This is a genomic window from Bradyrhizobium sp. Pa8, from assembly GCF_052588265.1.
The window spans coordinates 6,439,408-6,456,233 of the sequence record NZ_CP176767.1 but is presented as its reverse complement, the minus strand read 5'-3'; the positions used below and the strand labels follow the sequence as shown (position 1 = coordinate 6,456,233).

At 66.0% G+C, this 16,826-nt stretch carries 16 protein-coding genes; 11 read left to right on the top strand and 5 right to left on the bottom strand.

What is annotated here, in order from left to right; all coding sequences use genetic code 11:
• Positions 1-10: 10 nt before the first annotated feature.
• Positions 11-1,054: a glycosyltransferase family 4 protein gene (locus ACKWRH_RS30645; RefSeq protein WP_445216549.1), complete on the top strand. Its 1,044-nt coding sequence runs from the start codon at positions 11-13 to the stop codon at positions 1,052-1,054.
• Positions 1,055-1,118: 64 nt separating this feature from the next.
• Positions 1,119-2,102: a threonine/serine dehydratase gene (locus tag ACKWRH_RS30640; RefSeq protein ID WP_445216548.1), complete on the top strand. Its 984-nt coding sequence runs from the start codon at positions 1,119-1,121 to the stop codon at positions 2,100-2,102.
• A 73-nt stretch (positions 2,103-2,175) separates the two neighbouring features.
• Here the strand turns inward: ACKWRH_RS30640 and ACKWRH_RS30635 are convergent, their stop codons facing one another.
• Positions 2,176-4,011, bottom strand: a complete 1,836-nt coding sequence (locus ACKWRH_RS30635) for a caspase family protein (RefSeq protein WP_445216547.1) — start codon at positions 4,009-4,011, stop codon at positions 2,176-2,178.
• Positions 4,012-4,225: 214 nt separating this feature from the next.
• Between ACKWRH_RS30635 and ACKWRH_RS30630 the strand changes: the two genes are divergently transcribed.
• Complete coding sequence (locus ACKWRH_RS30630; protein WP_445216546.1) at positions 4,226-4,432, top strand: RbsD/FucU domain-containing protein; 207 nt, start codon at positions 4,226-4,228, stop codon at positions 4,430-4,432.
• 92 nt (positions 4,433-4,524) lie between these two features.
• Here ACKWRH_RS30630 and ACKWRH_RS30625 read toward each other — a convergent pair whose 3' ends face one another.
• Together ACKWRH_RS30625 and ACKWRH_RS30620 are read right to left on the bottom strand one after the other, a co-directional pair.
• On the bottom strand, positions 4,525-6,207 hold the full coding sequence (locus tag ACKWRH_RS30625) for a Na/Pi cotransporter family protein (protein ID WP_445216545.1): 1,683 nt from the start codon (positions 6,205-6,207) through the stop codon (positions 4,525-4,527).
• 121 nt (positions 6,208-6,328) lie between these two features.
• Positions 6,329-6,712, bottom strand: a complete 384-nt coding sequence (locus ACKWRH_RS30620; protein ID WP_445216544.1) for a VOC family protein — start codon at positions 6,710-6,712, stop codon at positions 6,329-6,331.
• A 147-nt stretch (positions 6,713-6,859) separates the two neighbouring features.
• Between ACKWRH_RS30620 and ACKWRH_RS30615 the strand changes: the two genes are divergently transcribed.
• Positions 6,860-7,219, top strand: a complete 360-nt coding sequence (locus ACKWRH_RS30615; RefSeq protein WP_445216543.1) for a hypothetical protein — start codon at positions 6,860-6,862, stop codon at positions 7,217-7,219.
• Between the two features lie 138 nt (positions 7,220-7,357).
• Positions 7,358-8,128: an SDR family NAD(P)-dependent oxidoreductase gene (locus ACKWRH_RS30610; protein ID WP_445216542.1), complete on the top strand. Its 771-nt coding sequence runs from the start codon at positions 7,358-7,360 to the stop codon at positions 8,126-8,128.
• 218 nt (positions 8,129-8,346) lie between these two features.
• Here the strand turns inward: ACKWRH_RS30610 and ACKWRH_RS30605 are convergent, their stop codons facing one another.
• Positions 8,347-9,702: a hypothetical protein gene (locus ACKWRH_RS30605; protein WP_445216541.1), complete on the bottom strand. Its 1,356-nt coding sequence runs from the start codon at positions 9,700-9,702 to the stop codon at positions 8,347-8,349.
• A gap of 75 nt (positions 9,703-9,777) precedes the next feature.
• Here ACKWRH_RS30605 and ACKWRH_RS30600 point away from each other — a divergent pair, with 75 nt between their 5' ends.
• A complete protein-coding gene (locus ACKWRH_RS30600; RefSeq protein ID WP_445216540.1) occupies positions 9,778-10,974 on the top strand; it encodes an MFS transporter in 1,197 nt (398 codons plus the stop codon).
• Here ACKWRH_RS30600 and dgcA read toward each other — a convergent pair.
• A complete protein-coding gene (gene dgcA, locus ACKWRH_RS30595) occupies positions 10,944-11,939 on the bottom strand; it encodes an N-acetyl-D-Glu racemase DgcA (protein WP_445216539.1) in 996 nt (331 codons plus the stop codon). The genes ACKWRH_RS30600 and dgcA overlap by 31 nt on opposite strands.
• A 143-nt stretch (positions 11,940-12,082) precedes the next feature.
• Between dgcA and ACKWRH_RS30590 the strand changes: the two genes are divergently transcribed.
• The 5 genes from ACKWRH_RS30590 to mctP all read left to right on the top strand — a co-directional run bounded on the left by ACKWRH_RS30590 (position 12,083) and on the right by mctP (position 16,776).
• A complete protein-coding gene (locus ACKWRH_RS30590; protein ID WP_445216538.1) occupies positions 12,083-13,216 on the top strand; it encodes an MlaE family ABC transporter permease in 1,134 nt (377 codons plus the stop codon).
• A gap of 2 nt (positions 13,217-13,218) precedes the next feature.
• Positions 13,219-14,001: an ABC transporter ATP-binding protein gene (locus ACKWRH_RS30585; protein ID WP_445216537.1), complete on the top strand. Its 783-nt coding sequence runs from the start codon at positions 13,219-13,221 to the stop codon at positions 13,999-14,001.
• Between the two features lie 16 nt (positions 14,002-14,017).
• Positions 14,018-14,899, top strand: a complete 882-nt coding sequence (locus tag ACKWRH_RS30580; RefSeq protein ID WP_445216536.1) for an MlaD family protein — start codon at positions 14,018-14,020, stop codon at positions 14,897-14,899.
• 220 nt (positions 14,900-15,119) lie between these two features.
• Positions 15,120-15,296, top strand: a complete 177-nt coding sequence (locus ACKWRH_RS30575) for a DUF3311 domain-containing protein (RefSeq protein ID WP_122406560.1) — start codon at positions 15,120-15,122, stop codon at positions 15,294-15,296.
• Complete coding sequence (mctP, locus tag ACKWRH_RS30570; protein WP_445216535.1) at positions 15,286-16,776, top strand: monocarboxylate uptake permease MctP; 1,491 nt, start codon at positions 15,286-15,288, stop codon at positions 16,774-16,776. Before ACKWRH_RS30575 ends, mctP begins: the two co-directional genes overlap by 11 nt.
• Positions 16,777-16,826: the final 50 nt, after the last annotated feature.

Here is a 16,826-nt window from a genome sequence, read left to right as displayed (position 1 = left end):
AGGCCGCTTGATGCGCATCCTGGTCGCGACCGACGCCTGGCACCCGCAAGTCAATGGTGTGGTTCGGACGCTGACCAAGCTCGCAGACGCCGCCGAGGCGCTCGGCGTCGAGTTCACGTTCCTGACGCCGCAATCGTTCCGCACCTTCGCGATGCCGAGCTACCGCGACGTGCGGCTCGCCATGCCGCGCCCGGCGCGAATCGCGAAGCTGATCGAAGAGGCGCGCCCCGACAGCATCCACATTGCGACGGAGGGGCCGATCGGCCTGATGGTCCGCCGCTACTGCCGCCAGCGCAAGCTGCCGTTCACGTCCAGCTTCCACACCCGCTTTCCCGAATATGTCCGCGCCCGCGTGCCGGTTCCGGAATCCCTGATCTGGCGGGCGCTGCGCCGATTTCACGCGCCCAGCCGCGCCGTGATGGCGGCAACGCCGGCGCTCGCCCGCGAGCTTGGCGAACGCGGCTTCGACAATGTCGTGCTGTGGCCGCGCGGCGTCGACACCAGCCTGTTCCACCCGCGTGGGATCGACCTCTGCCTGCCGGCGCCGGTGTTTCTCTCGGTCGGCCGGGTTGCGGTGGAGAAGAATCTCGAGGCGTTTCTCGATCTCGATCTGCCCGGCACCAAGGTGATCGTCGGCGACGGCCCGGCGCGGGTCGCGCTGGAAGAAGCCTATCCGGATGCGATCTTCCTGGGCGAGAAGCACGGCGAGGCGCTGGCGGCAATCTATGCTGCGGCCGACGTGTTCGTGTTCCCCAGCAAGACCGACACGTTCGGTCTCGTCCTGCTGGAAGCGCTCGCCAGCGGCCTGCCGGTCGCGGCCTTCCCGGTGAAGGGCCCCCGCGACGTGATCGGCGATGCACCGGTCGGCGCGCTGGATCACGATCTGCGCAACGCCTGCTTCGCGGCGCTCGACGTGTCCCGTCAGGACTGCGTCGAATTCGCCGCCAATTACACCTGGGAGGCCTCGGCGAGGGCGTTTGTGGACAGCATCAAGGCGGTTGGCGCGGTGCTTCCTGGCAGGAATGGGGCGGAGCCGGTTAGTTTCGTAGCCTGAAAACCAAGGTTCATCGCGCGCAGGTGTCTTGCCCCGCGCCTCGTCCGGCGCGATAACATCAGGCATGACCGAACAGCTCCTCCCGATCGGCCCTGCCGATATCGAAGCAGCAGCACGCGTGATCGCGCCCTTCGCCATCCGCACCCCGCTGTTGTCCTTTCCCGTGCTCAACGAGCGCGTCGGCGCAAAGGTCTTCCTGAAGCCGGAGATGCTCCAGCGCACCGGCTCCTTCAAGTTCCGCGGCGCCTTCAACAAGGTCGCCTCGATCCCGCAGGACAAGCGCGCCGGCGGCGTCGTCGCGTTCTCATCCGGCAACCACGCCCAGGGCGTGGCGGCGGCTGCAAAGATCCTCGACATGCATGCGACCATCGTGATGCCCGCGGATGCGCCGCTGTCGAAGCGCGAGCGCACCAAATCCTATGGCGCCGAGGTCGTGCTGTACGATCGCGACCGCGACGACCGCGAGGCGATCTCGCGCGGCATCGCCGAGAAGCGCGGCGCGACATTGGTCAGGCCCTATGACGATCCGTTCGTGATCGCGGGGCAGGGCACCGCCGGTCGCGAAATCGCCGACGACATGGCTGCGCTCGGCCTCAGTCCCGACATCGTGGTGGCACCGGCCTCCGGCGGCGGCCTGATCGCGGGCGTCGCCACGGCCGTCAAGGCGCGCTATCCGCTCGCCGAGATCGTGGTGGCCGAGCCCGAGGCGTTCGACGATCACGGCATTTCGCTGACCGCCGGCCACCGCGAGCCGCATGGGCCTGCGGGCCGCACCATCTGCGACGCGCTGATGGCCCTGATCCCTGGCGAGATGACCTTTGCGATCAACAGCAAGCTCTTGGCGCGCGGCGTGACTGCATCTGACAAGGAAGTCGGTGCGGCGGTGGCGTTTGCCTATCGCGAGCTGAAACTCGTGGTCGAGCCGGGCGGTGCGGTGGGCCTTGCCGCGCTGCTGGCGGGACGTCTCGACGTCGCCGGGAAGAACGTCGTCATCGTGCTCTCCGGCGGCAATGTCGATGCGGATCTGTTTGCCGAGCTGGTGGCCTGATCTTCTGAGATTTTGACACGAAGAAGGGGCAGAGCGTTGCCGCTCTGCCCCTTCTTCGTTTCGCTTGTGGCGATCAGTGCGCGAAGCCGCCGCGGCGATTGTTGCCGCCATTATTCGTGCTCGGCGCCTGGTTCATCGACTGGCGGAAGTTGTTGCCGCCGTTGTTGACCATGCGGTTCGTAGTGTTGAACTCCGGGCGGTTGTTCTGCTGGTTGTTCTGGACCTGCACTTTGTTCACCGGGTTGTTGTTGAGCTTCACGATGCCGGTGTTGCCGTTGTTGACGCGGATCGGGTTGTTCTGCGTCTGAATGACCGGCTTCGTATCGACAGTCGAGCCGCCCTTGCCGACATTCACCGGCATGCTCACGATCTTGCCTGGCGTGCCTTTGGTCGTGCCGTTGGCAGTGCCGGCATTGTTGCTGCCGCCGTTCTGCGTAGTGTTGGTCGCGGGCAGGGTGACGATCTTGCCAATGCCGCCATTGTTGGTCGCGTTGGCCGGCGCAGGCAGGGTGACGATCTTGCCCGGGGTCTGCGACGGCGTGCCGTTCGGCTGATTGTTGCCCGCCGGCAGGTTGACGACCTGGCCGCCATTGCCGAGCTTGCCGATGAGGTTGCTGTCGACCGGCTTCTGCACGACCGGCAGATTGCCATTCATCTGCCCACCGCCATTGCCCTGCTGCATCAGCGGCATGTATTTGGGCTGGCCGAGATTGCCGACCTTGAACGTCGGAGCAATGTTCTGCGGCGCCAGGAACTTGGTCGCCTGCATCAGGGGGATCAGCTTCGGCTGGGTCTGGAGCTTCAGCGCGGATTGCGCATAGGGGCTGTTGCCGTAGCTGTCGTAGAAGCTCTTGTAGCCGAGCGCGGAGTTCGCGAGCACCGCCTTGTGCCAGGCCTGCGTGATCAGCAGGTTCGCGAGCAGCCAGCGGATGTGGTCGCATAGCGGGTCATGCGGGTACATCTGGATGAACTCCTGATAGTACTCCGGACGTCCCTCGGACACGACGTAGTCATAGGCTTGGCGCGTCGAGCGACTCGGCAGGTTGGAGGCCATCTGCACGACAGGCGCATTCACCGGGGCGCGGGTGGCGGCAACAGCGGTGTCGCCGAAGAAGGTGAAGTCCGAGGTCAGCGACGAGCTTTCCCACGGGATCTGCGCGCCGCTGGTGGTCTGGTTCACTTCCAGACGCACGCGCTTGAACAGCTGCTCGATCGGCACGTTGGGTTCGCGCGCGACGTTGAGGAAGGCCTGGGTGTAGGGGCTGTGGCCGTTGGTGCCGTCCTGTGCTTCCGCACCCGGCGCGGTCGAGTAGCCCACGATCGAGCCGTTCGGCGCATCGACGATGGCGAGGCCGCGGCCGGCGTCGTTGACATCAGGGAACGGATTGTTGCGGCAGGCATCGAGGATGACGATGCGCATGCGGCTCGGGATCGTCTCCAGCGTCGACATCACATCGACGAGGCGCACCGAGTTGCTCACGAGCTCGGTGGGGTTCGAAACTTTCGCATCGACGGGGACGAGATAGTTCTCGCCGGCGAGCTGCACGCCGTGACCGGCGTAGTAGACCATGACGACAGTGTTCGGACCCCGCGCGGAAACCTTGGCGGAAAAGGCCTGGACGACGCGGAGCATGTCGTTCTGGGTCAGGTCGGTCGCGGCAACCACCTCGAAGCCGGCGGAGTTCAGGAACTGCGCCATCGACTCCGCGTCATTATCGGGGTTTTGGAGCTGCGGCGCGTTCTTGTAGTTGGAATTGCCGATCACCAGCGCCACGCGCTGTTCCGGGCCTTGCAGCGCGGTGGGGGCAGGCTGGACCGGGGCGACCTGCGCGGAAACAGGGCCGCAGGCAAAGCCGAACAGGCTTCCCACGAGGCTAGCCGTCATCAGGAAAGGCTTTAGGCGGAACATGGCGTGCTCCTTTGGCACTCATCTCGATGCGAGGTTGGTTGCGAGGAAGCTTGGCCGCGTTCGAGCCCGTGGTCCGTGATCGCAATCACCATGATAAGCTGCGTGATCTGAATCACGCTTGGAACCTGCTATGGTGAACGGCCGATGACCGGCCGCGCCGGTTCGGCCCTCGAAAGACCTGCTCTACGATTTCGATCCCGATCCGGTGCGCGTGATGGCGCCGGTCGACAATCCCGATTGCGTCCCCGACGTGCAGCGCGCGGTGCTGGCGGAGATCGAACGCGCGGCCGGCCGCGCCGTCAGCCCCGGCAAGCTCTCGCGCCCGGAACTCTATCGCGCGGCGTCGGCGGGGTTTGGTGTCGTGCAGGTCGGCGACAGCAGGGGCTATGGCTGCTTCCTGATCCGCAAGGGCGTGATCTAGAGCCCCTTCCGATGGGATCGGAACGGGGCTCCAGATTCTTGTTTGACGCGTTTTCTTGACGCGAACCGGTATCCACTTCGCTTGAAAACGCGCTAGCCGCGACCGATGAGATGGATCGCCGAACGCCAGGCGTGCTGCGACAACGCCTCGAGGTTACGAACCGCCTCGACGCGAAGGAGGGCAGAGTCGGCAGTCAGTGTTCCGTTAGCCACCGCACCGAGCGTCGCGCTGCGGTGGATGCGCAGCATTTCACGGAGTTGTGTCGTACAACGCTCGAACTCGGCGATGGCCTCGTCGGGCGGGTCGGCGCGGGGACCAGCCAAGATGTCGCCGGCATGCGGGGCGGGCGCGAAGTGCGTCGATCCGCGGGGCGGCGCCGCGACGCCGCGCGCAATCGCGGCGGCGCTCCGCATGACCTCGGCACATAGCTCTCCGGCGCGGACGTCCTCCGGCCCGCCTGCCACCGAGCCGAAATTGTTTCCTCCATTTGCGAGGTCCGTCAGTCGAGATGCATGGTCGAGTGCGTGCAGCGTGCTCGTGAGACGCCGTTGCTCGTCGTCGGTGTCGGGTGGCCCGGCCACATCCGACAGGAATATTTGCGCCTGGCTCACGGCATAGGCCGCTTCCTGCACGGAGACGGTGTCCTTTCCCAGCCGTATCGGTGCAGCGCGGGCCGCCAGTTTCGCCTCGACCGAACCGCACACCGTCAGGAGCACGCGCGCGATCGTGCGCCGTACCGCCTCGACGGCCACGATCGGGGTCTCAAGCGCCGAAGGATCGAGACATCGCGTCAGCGGCGAGCCGCGCTCGGGCAGGATCCGTTCGACCAGCCGCGTAAACGGGTTGATCAGCGGGAGCAGGACCGCGACGCCGACGACGTTGAAGGCTGTGTGGTACCCGGCCAGCAGCGTGACGCCGTCGATCGTGTCCGAGGCGCGCAGCAGCAAGGGCGTTACGACGGGAAAAGCTACCAGCGCGATGATCGCGGCGATCAGCTTGAAAAGAACGTAGGCGATGGCCAACCGCTTCGCGGTGGCGCTCGCGCCGATCGCGGCGAGCGCGGAACTCGTCGCCGTTCCGATGTTCTGGCCGATGACCAACGCGCAGGCCTGGTCCAACCCGATTGCGCCTGCGAAATAGCCGGACAAGGTCACTGCGATGGCGGCCGTCGACGATTGCATCAGCGCGGTCATGACCAATCCGATCACCACCAGCGCCAGCACGCCGAGGAGGCCCGACCACCATGACGTCCCGGGACTGCCGAGGACCGCGGGCAGGTCCGCCGGGTGCAAACGTTCCGCCAGCCCGCCCATGCCCTGCTGCAGGGTCGTCAGCCCGAACAGCACGAGTCCAAATCCCGCGAGCGCGGCACCGGCGCCGGAAACTCGCCCTCGGCCGAGAAGCTTGGTCAACGCGCCGACGAAGATCATCGGCAACGCCGCGGCCGTTAGCGAGACACGGACGCCGATCAGCGCGACCAGCCAGCCGGTCCCCGTGGTGCCGATATTCGCGCCGAAGACCAGGCTCAACCCTTGCTGGAACGTCAGCAGGCCGGCGCTGACAAGACCGATCGTCGTCATCGTCGTTGCGCTGGAGGACTGCACCAGCAGCGTGACGATGGCTCCCCAAAATGAGCCAAGCAGCGGCGTCGATGCCGCCGTGCCGAGCACCCCGCGCAGCGCGGAGCCGGCCAGCGTCTTCAGGCCCTCCGTCATCACGGTCATGCCGAGCAGGAAGAGACCTACCCCGCCGAGCGTCGAAATCGCCGTGGACATGCATGCTCCTCGCGACAATGCACCACGAATAGCGAAGCAGACAGTACAGCAACAAAGCCCCGATGGGTCGGATCATTCGTTACGCGATCGTCTGCCATTACCCCACTCGGGAAGGGCATCGTCAGCCGCGGGAGGTCATCAGATCGGACGGCCAGCCGATCCGGACGAGAAGACCGTCAGGTCCGTTGATGCCCACCTCATACATTCCCCATTCGCGGTGGCGCAGCACGCCGCCCGGCCGGATGATCAGATCGTCCACGCGTGCGGCAATGGCCTCGACGTTGGGCGTGCGAATGAAGACGCCGAAGGGATTGTGCTCGGGCACGCGCCACGGGCCATCGCCGGCTTGCGTGAGATGCACCTCGCAGCCCCAACCCCTCATGATCACGTAGCCGGCGTCACCGCCCGCGCGCGTGAAGCCAAGACGCTCCCAGAACGCTATAGCGGCGGCAAGATCGTTGCTCGGAATGATGGCGAAGGCGCCGACGGGCGGGGTTTGAGGCATTCGCTCGCTCCGGAATAAGCGGTTGTCCGCGCAGCTCTCATGCTGCTTTTTCAAGCTTATCGGGAGAGCACGGTGAATCGAAGCGGCGAAAAGTCTCGCACTCGAATTTGAGTGGCCTGTCAGCTCCCGACTGTCTATGGTCGGTTCATGTCTCGCCTTATGTGTCTATCCGTTGCTGTCATCCTGTCTCTGCTGCCGGCCGTCGCGTCCGCTGAGCCCGTTCAAAAGCGTCCCAAGCAGGCTTGGCATGGCTACGGCTTCCTGCCGGGCTATCGCCAGCCGCTGAGCAACAGCATTCCGCTCTACAAGCAGAAGGAGGCGATGCGCCGCATGTCGCGCAGCGATCGCCGCCATTGGTATATCGACCCGGTTCCCCAATATTACGGCTGGGATGGCGAATGGCGCTATTTCGGTCGGCCCGGCTTCGGCGGCGGCCGCTACAATGGCGGCAGCTTCGGGCCGTGCTGGACGCGGACCCCGATCGGTGCGGTCTGGAACTGCGGCTGATCGGCCTCGCATCGATTCGCGGAACGCTTCGCGCGACAAATTTCAATCGTAACCGAATCCGGTTCGGCTGAAACCAGGCCGTCTTTCCGGTGTCCTAGCTCTTGTCCGGACCTTGCGGGTTCGGATGGAGTTATTGGCATGAATGATCGGTTCAGGGACAAAGTCGTCATCGTTACGGGCGCCGGCAGCGGCATCGGCGCCGCAGCCGCAAGGCGCTTTCACGGCGAAGGCGCCATTGTCGTGCTCAACGGACGGCGCGAGTTCAAATTGGCCGAAGTCGGTGCGGAGCTGGGCACCGATCGCTGCATGATCCGATCCGGCGACGTCTCGATCGCCGAAGACGTCGAGAGTCTGGTCACCAACGTGGTGCAGCGCTTCGGCAGGATCGACATCCTCGTCAACAATGCCGGGACGGGCGCACTGATCGATTTCCTGGGCTCGCCGATCCAGCTGTGGCGAGACGTCTTCGCGGTCAATGTCGACGGTGTCCTCTACATGACGCGCGCCGCGCTTCCGCACCTGATCGAAAGCGGCGGCTCGATCGTCAACGTGTCGTCTCTCAGCGGGCTCGGCGGTGACCGGGGCGTGAGCTTCTACAACGCCACCAAGGGTGCCGTCAGCAATCTCACACGCAGCCTGGCGCTCGAATTTGGCCCGAGAGGCGTGCGCATCAATGCGGTGTGCCCATCATTGACCCTCACCGACCTGACGATGCCGATCATGGAGCAATATCCGGAATTGTTCGTGAAGCTGGTGGAACGTATCCCTCTGGGGCGCGCAGCCCAGTCCGAGGAAATTGCGAGCGTCATCGCATTTCTCGCAAGCGACGACGCCAGCTTCGTGAACGGGGTGAACCTGCCAGTCGACGGCGGCGTCGACGCATCGACCGGGCAGGCCCCCTTCGCGTAGCGCGGATTGGTTTGCGAGACCACCCGTGCAGCAGCCTGGGTCCCGGCTCTGCGCTGCAACGCCTGCGCGTTGCAGCTTGTCCGGGACACGAGACCGGGCGTGGTGATTCACCTTGCTCCGTCATTGCGAGCGTAGCGAAGCAATCCAGAATCTCTCCGCGGAAAGACTCTGGATTGCTTCGCTGCGCTCGCAATGACGATGTGGAGCGAGCGTGCCCCTTACGAGAAGAACGCGATCTTCTCGGCCTGGGTCATGCGGCGGATTGGCGCCATGGGGTCGTTGGCCGCCGCGCGGGGCTTTTGCAGGATGCCGCTGGCGAGGATGGTGGCGCCGAGCGAGGGCTCGGGCAGGGACGCGGACAAGGGCGAGGGCATCGGGAGCGTCGCGGTCGGCGCCGCACCGAATGTCGCGGCGGCCGCCATGGCTGGGGCCGGCTGCTCCATCACTTCGGCGGCGGCCTCCGCAATGGCGTCGGTGAGGCGCGCGAGCGAGTCCATCGCGATCGGCGCGTCTTCGGCGGGCTCCTCCGCGACTGCGGTGGCGGCCGGCTCGGCTGCGACCGGCTCCGGAAGCTCTGCGGCAATGGGCGCTGCGACCTCCGCAGCCATCGGCTCCGGAATGGCCGCTCGCAGCTCGACCGGTTCGGTGATCTCGTCGAACTCCGGATCGGGTGCGGCCATTTCCAGCGCGATGGCATCGAGTATGGCTTCGTCCTCGGCGTCCGCGGCGGCGTCGAGCGAGACCCGGTCAGCCACCTCAGTGAAAGCGGTGGCCTCTGCGACCTCCTCTTCGGGTCCGACGTGATGGCCGGCGACGAACTCCGGCTCGATGGCGACGTCCATTGCTTCCTCGCCAACGGCGAGTGCTTCGACGGCGTTGGCCGCTTCGGGCGCGGGAGTCGCTGCGATGTCCTGCGGCGCCTCCGTAAGAGCCACGGGTGCTTCGGTGGCCATCGCGGCAGGCGCAGCCTCTGCGACAGGCGCTTCCTGCACCGGCGCAGGCGCGGGATGCACCGCCGCTTGCGGCGCTATGTCGCCGTCACCATCAAGCTGCTCGACCCGATCCCTGAGCAGATCGAATGCGGCCTTGAGCTCGACGCGGGGGTCGATGGTCGATAGCTGCCCGCAAGCCGCCTCGATGGAGGCGAGCTGCGAATCAATGAGATCGCAGATTCGCCCGTCGGCGCCGATCTCGCGCCAGCGCCAGGAGATCTCCTTGATGATGCGCACGCCGCGCGGAATCGGCGCGAGGCTCGCCTCGATCGCCGCAGGATCGAAGGCGGCGATCGCGATGGTCTCGGCCTCGCGGATGGCGCGGCGAATCTCGACCAGCGCCTCGGGCAGGCGATCCTCGACGACCGGTTGTCGCTGTGCCGCAAGGGTTTCTTCGATTTTCGCGACCGCATCGAGCACCATGCGGGTATCCGCATTGCGGTTGCGCTTGGCATATTCGCCGAGGAACCAGCGGCCGCGCGCGGTCTCCATGAAGGCTTCGCGGATCGCGTCGTAATCCTGCTCGTTCGGCTCGGCCGCACGGGCAGACATAGGCGAGAGGGCGAATGCTTCGTTGGCCATGACAATCTCGTCGCGCAAATCACTACGCGTTACTGTAACGATCACCACGATATCGACCGAATCGCAATTGGTTTGATGGCAGGCGAATCACAAATCCCCACGCAAGCCGCCGTGAAGCGGCGATTCGCCGTGAGTCTAGCGCTGTTCTATTCGGCGGTCTTCGCGGTGTCGGGCACGCATCTGCCGTTCTTTCCGGTCTGGCTGAAGGCGATCGGCATCGACGCAAGCTGGATCGGTCTCATCAACGCGCTGCCGGCGATCACGCGCTTCACCACGCTGCCGCAGATCACCGCTCTTGCCGAAAAGCGGCATGCCATTCGCGCCGGCATGATGGTGTCGGTGCTGGCAACCGCGATCGGGTTCACGGCGGTCGGCTTGCAGCAGCAGCCGCTGGCGCTGTTCCTGATCTATGCGCTGACCTGCATGATGTGGACGCCGACGACCCCGCTCACCGATGCCTATGCGCTGCGCGGCGTCGCCCGCTACGGGCTCGATTACGGACCGTTGCGGCTGTGGGGCTCGGCGGCGTTCGCCGCGGGCTCGCTCGCCTGCGGCTTTCTCGTCGACCACATCGCGGCACGCGATCTGATCTGGATCATCGTCGCGTGGGCCGTCGTTGCGGTCGCCGCCAGCCTGCTGCTGCAGCCGCTCGACGATGTCAGGCGAAGGACGACGGAGACGCATGCCGGCAAGGCCTTGCTGCGCGATGGCGGGTTCTGGGCCGTCATCGCGTCGGCCGCGCTGATCCAGGGCAGCCACGTCGCCTATTACACGTTCTCGGCCATCAACTGGCAGCTCCACGGCTTCGGCGGACTGACGATCGCGGGCCTCTGGACGCTGGGCGTGATCGCCGAGATCATCGTCTTCGCGCTGTCGCCGCGGTTCTCGCTGCATCCGTCCACGCTGATCGCGATCGGGGGGGTAAGCGCCGTGGTGCGCTGGATCGTCACCGCGCAGGAGCCGCCGCTCGCGCTGCTCGTGATCGTGCAGCTCGGCCACGGCCTCACCTTCGGCATGACCATCGTCGGCACAATGAATCTGCTGGTGCAGCGCGTGCCATCGCATCAGATCGCGCGGGGGCAGGGCTATTATGCCGCGTGCAACGGGCTGCTGGGTGCAGCGACATCGATCGCGTCAGGCGCGATCTACGCCCGCATCGGCGACAGCTTGTACTACGTCATGGCCGCGATGGCCGCGGCCGGCGCATTGGTGATCTGGTCGGCGCGGCATCGACTCATCGCTCATCCCCAGAGCGAGGACTCCGGCGGGTAGACCAAACTGTCGTCATAGCGCAGCCCGTGATCGCGATCGCGCGCGAGCAGCAGCGGGCCGTCGAGATCGACGAAGCGCGCCTGCGGCGTCACCAGCATTGCGGGGGCCATCGACAGCGACGTCGCGACCATGCAGCCGATCATGATCTCGAAACCGAGCGCCTGCGCCGCATCGGCCATCGCCAGCGCCTCGGTGAGACCGCCGGTCTTGTCGAGCTTGATGTTCACGGCGTCGTAGCGCTCGCGGAGCGGCGCCAGCGATTTGCGGTCATGCACGCTCTCGTCGGCGCAGACCGCGAGCGGCCGCTTGATCCGCGCCAGAGCGCCATCCTTCCCGGCCGGCAGCGGTTGCTCGACCAGGGTGACGCCGACGGCGTCGCAGGCGGCGAGATTCTGCTCCAGATTGGCCTCGGTCCAGGCCTCGTTGGCATCCACGATCAGCTCGGATTCGGGGGCCGCCTTGCGAACCGCCGCGATCCGCTCCGCATCCCCGTCGCCGCCGAGCTTGATCTTGAGCAGGGGTCGGTGCGCCGCCTTGGCGGTCGCCGCTGCCATGGCCTCGGGGGTGCCCAACGAAATCGTGAAGGCGGTGGTCCGCTCGCCCGGCACCGGGCGGTCCAGCAGGTTCCAGGCCCGCAGGCCGGTCGCCTTGGCCTCGAGGTCGATCAGGGCGCAATCCAGCGCGTTGCGGGCGGCTCCCGGCGGCATGGCGCCCTGCAGGGCCTCTCGCGAGAGGCCGCCGGCTACGGCCGCCTGCATGGCCTGGATGGCGGCAAGGGTCGCCTCGGGGGTCTCGCCATAGCGGGGATAGGGGACGCATTCGCCGCAACCGGTGAGGCCGTTCCGGCTCACTTCGGCCACGACGGTCACGGCCTCGGTCTTGGCGCCCCGGCTGATGGTAAAACTGCCGGCGATCGGAAAGCGCTCGATTCGCGCGGCCAGGGCCGGAACTTTGCTGGAAGTCATTTTGAACTCTGGCGAAATCTGAACCTGCTAGTTACCTCTAGCAACTAACATTAACCAGTTGGGGATACCTTCTCTGGGTAAGGGCGTGTGCGCAACCATCTGATTCTACCCGTTTCTCGCGCCCCGGCACGGGAGCGGACACCTTGAGCGGCGATCCGAAGCTGGAACGGATTGCCAAGGGCAACGCGCTGGCACTCTGCGCCACCGGAACCTGGACCGCGAGCTTCGCGCCGGTCCTGGAGCGGATGGTGGCTGACGCCGAGAAGCTTGCCGGCGGCTCGCAAAGCATCTTCATCGACGTCTCCGAGGTCGCCAAGCTCGATACCTTCGGCGCCTGGCTGATCGAACGGCTGCGCCGCAGCCTGACCCAGGGCGCCGTCGAGGCGCAGATTGCGGGGCTCTCCGCCAATTATTCGAGCCTCGTGGACGAGGTGCGGCGGGTCAGGGCGACGCCGGTCGTCGACAGCAGCGCGGTCACCATCACCGGCATGCTGGAGCAGATCGGCCGGGCCGTGGCCGGGGTCGCCGGCACAGTTGCGGGCCTCGTCGACATGCTCGGCGCGGTGCTCGCGGCGGGGTTTCGCGTCTTGATCCACCCGCGCTCGTTCCGCCTGACCTCGACCGTGCACCACATGGAGCAGGTCTGCTGGCGCGCGGTGCCGATCATAGTGCTGATCACGTTCCTGATCGGCTGCATCATCGCCCAGCAGGGCATTTTTCATTTCCGCAGGTTCGGCGCCGACATCTTCGTCGTCGACATGCTCGGCGTGCTGGTGCTGCGCGAGATCGGCGTCCTCCTGGTCGCGATCATGGTCGCGGGTCGCTCGGGCAGCGCCTACACGGCCGAGCTCGGCTCGATGAAGATGCGCGAGGAGATCGACGCGCTGCGCACGATGGGTTTCGACCCGATCGAGGTCCTGGTGCTGCCGCGCATGCTGGCGCTGGTGCTGGCGCTGCCGATCCTCGCCTTCCTCGGCGCTATGGCCGCGCTTTATGGCGGCGGCCTCGTCGCCTGGCTCTATGGCGGCGTCGATCCCGAAGCCTTCCTGCTGCGCCTGCGCGACGCCATCTCGATCGACCATTTCATCGTCGGCATCGTCAAAGCACCGGTGATGGCGGCCGTGATCGGCATCGTCGCCTGCGTCGAGGGGCTCTCCGTGCAAGGCAGCGCGGAATCGCTCGGACAGCACACCACGGCCTCCGTGGTGAAGGGCATCTTCTTCGTCATCGTCATGGACGGCGTGTTCGCCATCTTCTTCGCCTCGATCGGGATGTGACGATGGCGCAAGAGACCCAAAACGCGATTCAAAATCCGATCATCCGCGTCCGCGACATCACCGTGCAGTTCGGCGCGACGCGCGTGCTCGATGGCCTCAACCTCGACGTCAAGCGCGGCGAAATCCTCGGCTTCGTCGGCCCATCCGGTGCCGGCAAGTCGGTGCTGACGCGCACCATCATCGGCCTCGTGCCGAAGGTCGCGGGCTCCATCGAGGTGTTCGGCGTCGACCTCGATTCCTCCAGCACCTCGCAGCGCCGCAGCGTCGAGCGCCGCTGGGGCGTGCTGTTTCAGCAGGGCGCGCTGTTCTCCTCGCTGACCGTGCGGCAGAACATCCAGTTTCCGATGCGCGAATATCTCCGGGTCTCGCAGCGGCTGATGGACGAGATCACGATGGCCAAGCTCACCATGGTCGGGCTCAAGCCGGAAGTCGCGGATCGGTTTCCCTCGGAACTGTCGGGCGGCATGATCAAGCGCGTGGCGCTGGCGCGCGCGCTGTCGCTCGATCCCGATCTCGTGTTCCTCGACGAGCCGACCTCGGGCCTCGATCCGATCGGCGCCGGCGATTTCGACGAGCTGGTCAGGACGCTCCAGCGTACTTTGGGCCTGACCGTTTTCATGGTAACGCACGACCTCGACAGCCTTTACACAGCGTGCGACCGCATCGCCGTTTTAGGGAACGGTAAGATCATTGCGGCAGGGTCGATCGCCGACATGCAGGCCTCGCAGCATCCCTGGCTGAGACAATATTTCCACGGCAAGCGCGCCCGTGCGGTGATGGGCTGAGGTGCCGGAGTAGCTGATGGAAACGCGGGCCAATTACGTACTGATCGGATCGTTCACGCTGGCGGTGATCGCCGCGGCGATCGGCTTCGTGCTGTGGTTCCAGTCGCTGCACACCACCAAGCAGCGCAGCCCCCTGCGCGTCGTGTTCGAGGGCCCGGCGGCGGGCCTGCGCAACGGCGGCAGCGTCAATTTCAACGGTATCCGGGTGGGTGAGGTGGTCTCGGTGAAGCTCGACAACCCGCGGCGGGTTGTCGCGCTCGCCATGGTCGAGAACAACACCCCGCTCCGCAAGGACACCCTGGTCGGCCTCGAATTCCAGGGCCTGACCGGCGTCGCCGCGATCTCGCTCAAGGGCGGCGAGGAGACGGCGCCTCCGCCGCCGCTCGACGAGGACGGCATCCCGTCGCTGACGGCCGATCCCAACAAGCTCCAGGACGTCACCGAGGCGATCCGCGGCACGCTCCAGAACATCAACAAGATCGTCGCGGACAATCAGGAGTCGGTGAAGAACTCGCTGAAGAACCTCGAGACCTTCACCAACTCGCTCGCGCGCAACTCCGAGAAGATCGACGGCGTGATGGCCAAGGTCGACGGCGTCATGCACAAGGCCGACAGCCTCATGCTCGGCCTCAACACGCTTGCCGGCGGCAAGGACGGTGGCGAGCTGTTCCAGGCGGTGAAGTCGATCCGCGAGCTGGCCGAGGATTTTGACAAGCGCTCCGGTGCATTGATGACCGACGGCCGCCGCACCCTCGGCGACATCAGCCGCGCCGTGAACAATTTTGATCGCAACCCGACCCGCGTGCTGTTCGGCGCCAGCAATAGCGCCCCGGCCGCCGCGCCGCCGCCGGCCGAACCGCCGAGGCCGGCGCCAGCGAACGAGCGCAAGCGGCAGTAGCGGCGCCTCCGCCGCCATCCCATCATTGAACGGATCGGTTCATCGGCACGGCGCCATCGTGGTGTCGTGCGCGTTCGTGCGTTTCCGGGCCGCGATACGAAAGTATGGGGGTCTGGCCGCGCCAAGGTAGGGGAGGGGGCAGCCGTCGTTGTCGGCTATATCGCGCTCAAGGCGCGCTTCAAGCAGAGCGCGTCGTTTCACTCACAGGGGAGGAGAGCGCGTGGTGCGTCTGTTGCTGCTGTTGCCGTTCATCGGTCTGATGATCGTGCCGTTCTACAATGTCCGGGAGCCCCATCTGTTCGGCTTTCCGTTCTTCTACTGGTATCAGCTCGCCTGGGTGCCGCTGACCTCGCTGCTCACCTACATCGTCTACAGGAGCGTGCGTCGTGCTGACTGATGTCGATAGCGCGGCGTTCGCCGTATTCCTCGCCTTCTTCATCCTCGTCACCGGCATGGGCTTTGTCGCCTCGCGCTGGCGCAAGCCGGAGACGCTCGCCCATCTCGACGAGTGGGGCCTCGGCGGCCGCAAGTTCGGGACCTGGATCACCTGGTTCCTGGTCGGCGGCGACTTCTACACCGCCTACACCGTGATCGCCGTTCCTGCATTGGTCTATGCGGTCGGCGCCTACGGATTCTTCGCGCTTCCCTACACCATCATCGTCTACCCCTTCGTGTTCGCGGTGATGCCGGTGCTCTGGAAGGTTGCCAAGGAGCGCGGCTACGTCACCGCCGGCGACGTGGTGCGCGGCGCTTACGGATCGCGCGGGCTCGAGCTTGCGGTCGCGGCCACCGGCGTGCTGGCGACGATGCCCTACATCGCGCTCCAGCTTATCGGCATGGAGGTGGCGATCAAGGCGCTCGGCCTTCACGGCGAGATACCGCTCGTTCTCGCCTTCCTGGTGCTGGCGCTCTACACCTATTCGTCGGGCCTGCGCGCACCGGCGCTGATCGCTTTCGTCAAGGACATCATGATCTACATCGTGGTGATCGCCGCGATCGCGATCGTGCCGTCGAAGCTCGGCGGCTACGGCGCGATCTTCACCGCAGCGGACGCGGCATTTGCCGCAAAAGGCTCGGGCGGCATCCTGTTGTCACCGGCGCAGATCGTGCCTTATGCCTCGCTGGCACTGGGCTCCGCGCTCGCCGCCTTCATGTACCCGCACACGCTGACCGGCATCTTCGCGTCCTCGGGCGGCAACACCATTCGCAAGAATGCGATGCTGCTTCCGGCCTATACGCTGCTGCTCGGCCTGCTCGCGCTGCTGGGCTACATGGGCCATGCCGCGGGCCTCAAGCTCGCCAGCAACAACGACGTCGTGCCGGAGCTGTTCAAGACGCTGTTCCCGAGCTGGTTCGCGGGCTTCGCGTTCGCCGCGATCGCGATCGGCGCGCTCGTGCCGGCCGCCGTCATGAGCATCGGTGCGGCCAATCTGTTCACCCGCAACTTCTGGAAGGTTTGGGTCGATCCGAAGGTGACGCCGGCAGGTGAGGCGAAGGTCGCCAAGATCACCTCCATGCTGGTGAAGGTCGGCGCGCTGCTCGCGATCCTCTTGATGCCGACGCAGTTCGCGCTCGACCTGCAGCTGCTCGGCGGTCTCTGGATCCTGCAGACGCTGCCGGCGCTGGTGTTCGGGCTCTACCTGAACTGGTTCTCGAGCCCGGCGCTGCTGGCCGGCTGGGCCGTCGGCCTTGCAGGCGGATCCTGGCTCGCCTGGTCGGACGGGCTGAAACCGCTGCACGGCATCGACTTCGGCGCCGGCAAGGTCGCGATCTACACCGGGGTGCTGGCGCTCGCGCTCAACATCGTGGTCGCCGTCGTGGTCAACCTCGTGCTCAAGGGCCTGCCGCAGGCGCGGCTGTCGCGCGAGGCGGCCTGAGGTCAAGCTCCAAACGGCGGCCGGACATCCGGCCGCCGGACTTGAAAAGT

Coding starts and splice junctions, on each gene's coding strand:
- ACKWRH_RS30645 (WP_445216549.1), top strand. CDS start 11: ATGCGCATCCTGGTCGCGACCGACGCCTGGCACCCGCAAGTCAATGGT.
- ACKWRH_RS30640 (WP_445216548.1), top strand. CDS start 1,119: ATGACCGAACAGCTCCTCCCGATCGGCCCTGCCGATATCGAAGCAGCA.
- ACKWRH_RS30635 (WP_445216547.1), bottom strand. CDS start 4,011: ATGTTCCGCCTAAAGCCTTTCCTGATGACGGCTAGCCTCGTGGGAAGC.
- ACKWRH_RS30630 (WP_445216546.1), top strand. CDS start 4,226: ATGGCGCCGGTCGACAATCCCGATTGCGTCCCCGACGTGCAGCGCGCG.
- ACKWRH_RS30625 (WP_445216545.1), bottom strand. CDS start 6,207: ATGTCCACGGCGATTTCGACGCTCGGCGGGGTAGGTCTCTTCCTGCTC.
- ACKWRH_RS30620 (WP_445216544.1), bottom strand. CDS start 6,712: ATGCCTCAAACCCCGCCCGTCGGCGCCTTCGCCATCATTCCGAGCAAC.
- ACKWRH_RS30615 (WP_445216543.1), top strand. CDS start 6,860: ATGTCTCGCCTTATGTGTCTATCCGTTGCTGTCATCCTGTCTCTGCTG.
- ACKWRH_RS30610 (WP_445216542.1), top strand. CDS start 7,358: ATGAATGATCGGTTCAGGGACAAAGTCGTCATCGTTACGGGCGCCGGC.
- ACKWRH_RS30605 (WP_445216541.1), bottom strand. CDS start 9,702: ATGGCCAACGAAGCATTCGCCCTCTCGCCTATGTCTGCCCGTGCGGCC.
- ACKWRH_RS30600 (WP_445216540.1), top strand. CDS start 9,778: ATGGCAGGCGAATCACAAATCCCCACGCAAGCCGCCGTGAAGCGGCGA.
- dgcA (WP_445216539.1), bottom strand. CDS start 11,939: ATGACTTCCAGCAAAGTTCCGGCCCTGGCCGCGCGAATCGAGCGCTTT.
- ACKWRH_RS30585 (WP_445216537.1), top strand. CDS start 13,219: ATGGCGCAAGAGACCCAAAACGCGATTCAAAATCCGATCATCCGCGTC.
- ACKWRH_RS30580 (WP_445216536.1), top strand. CDS start 14,018: ATGGAAACGCGGGCCAATTACGTACTGATCGGATCGTTCACGCTGGCG.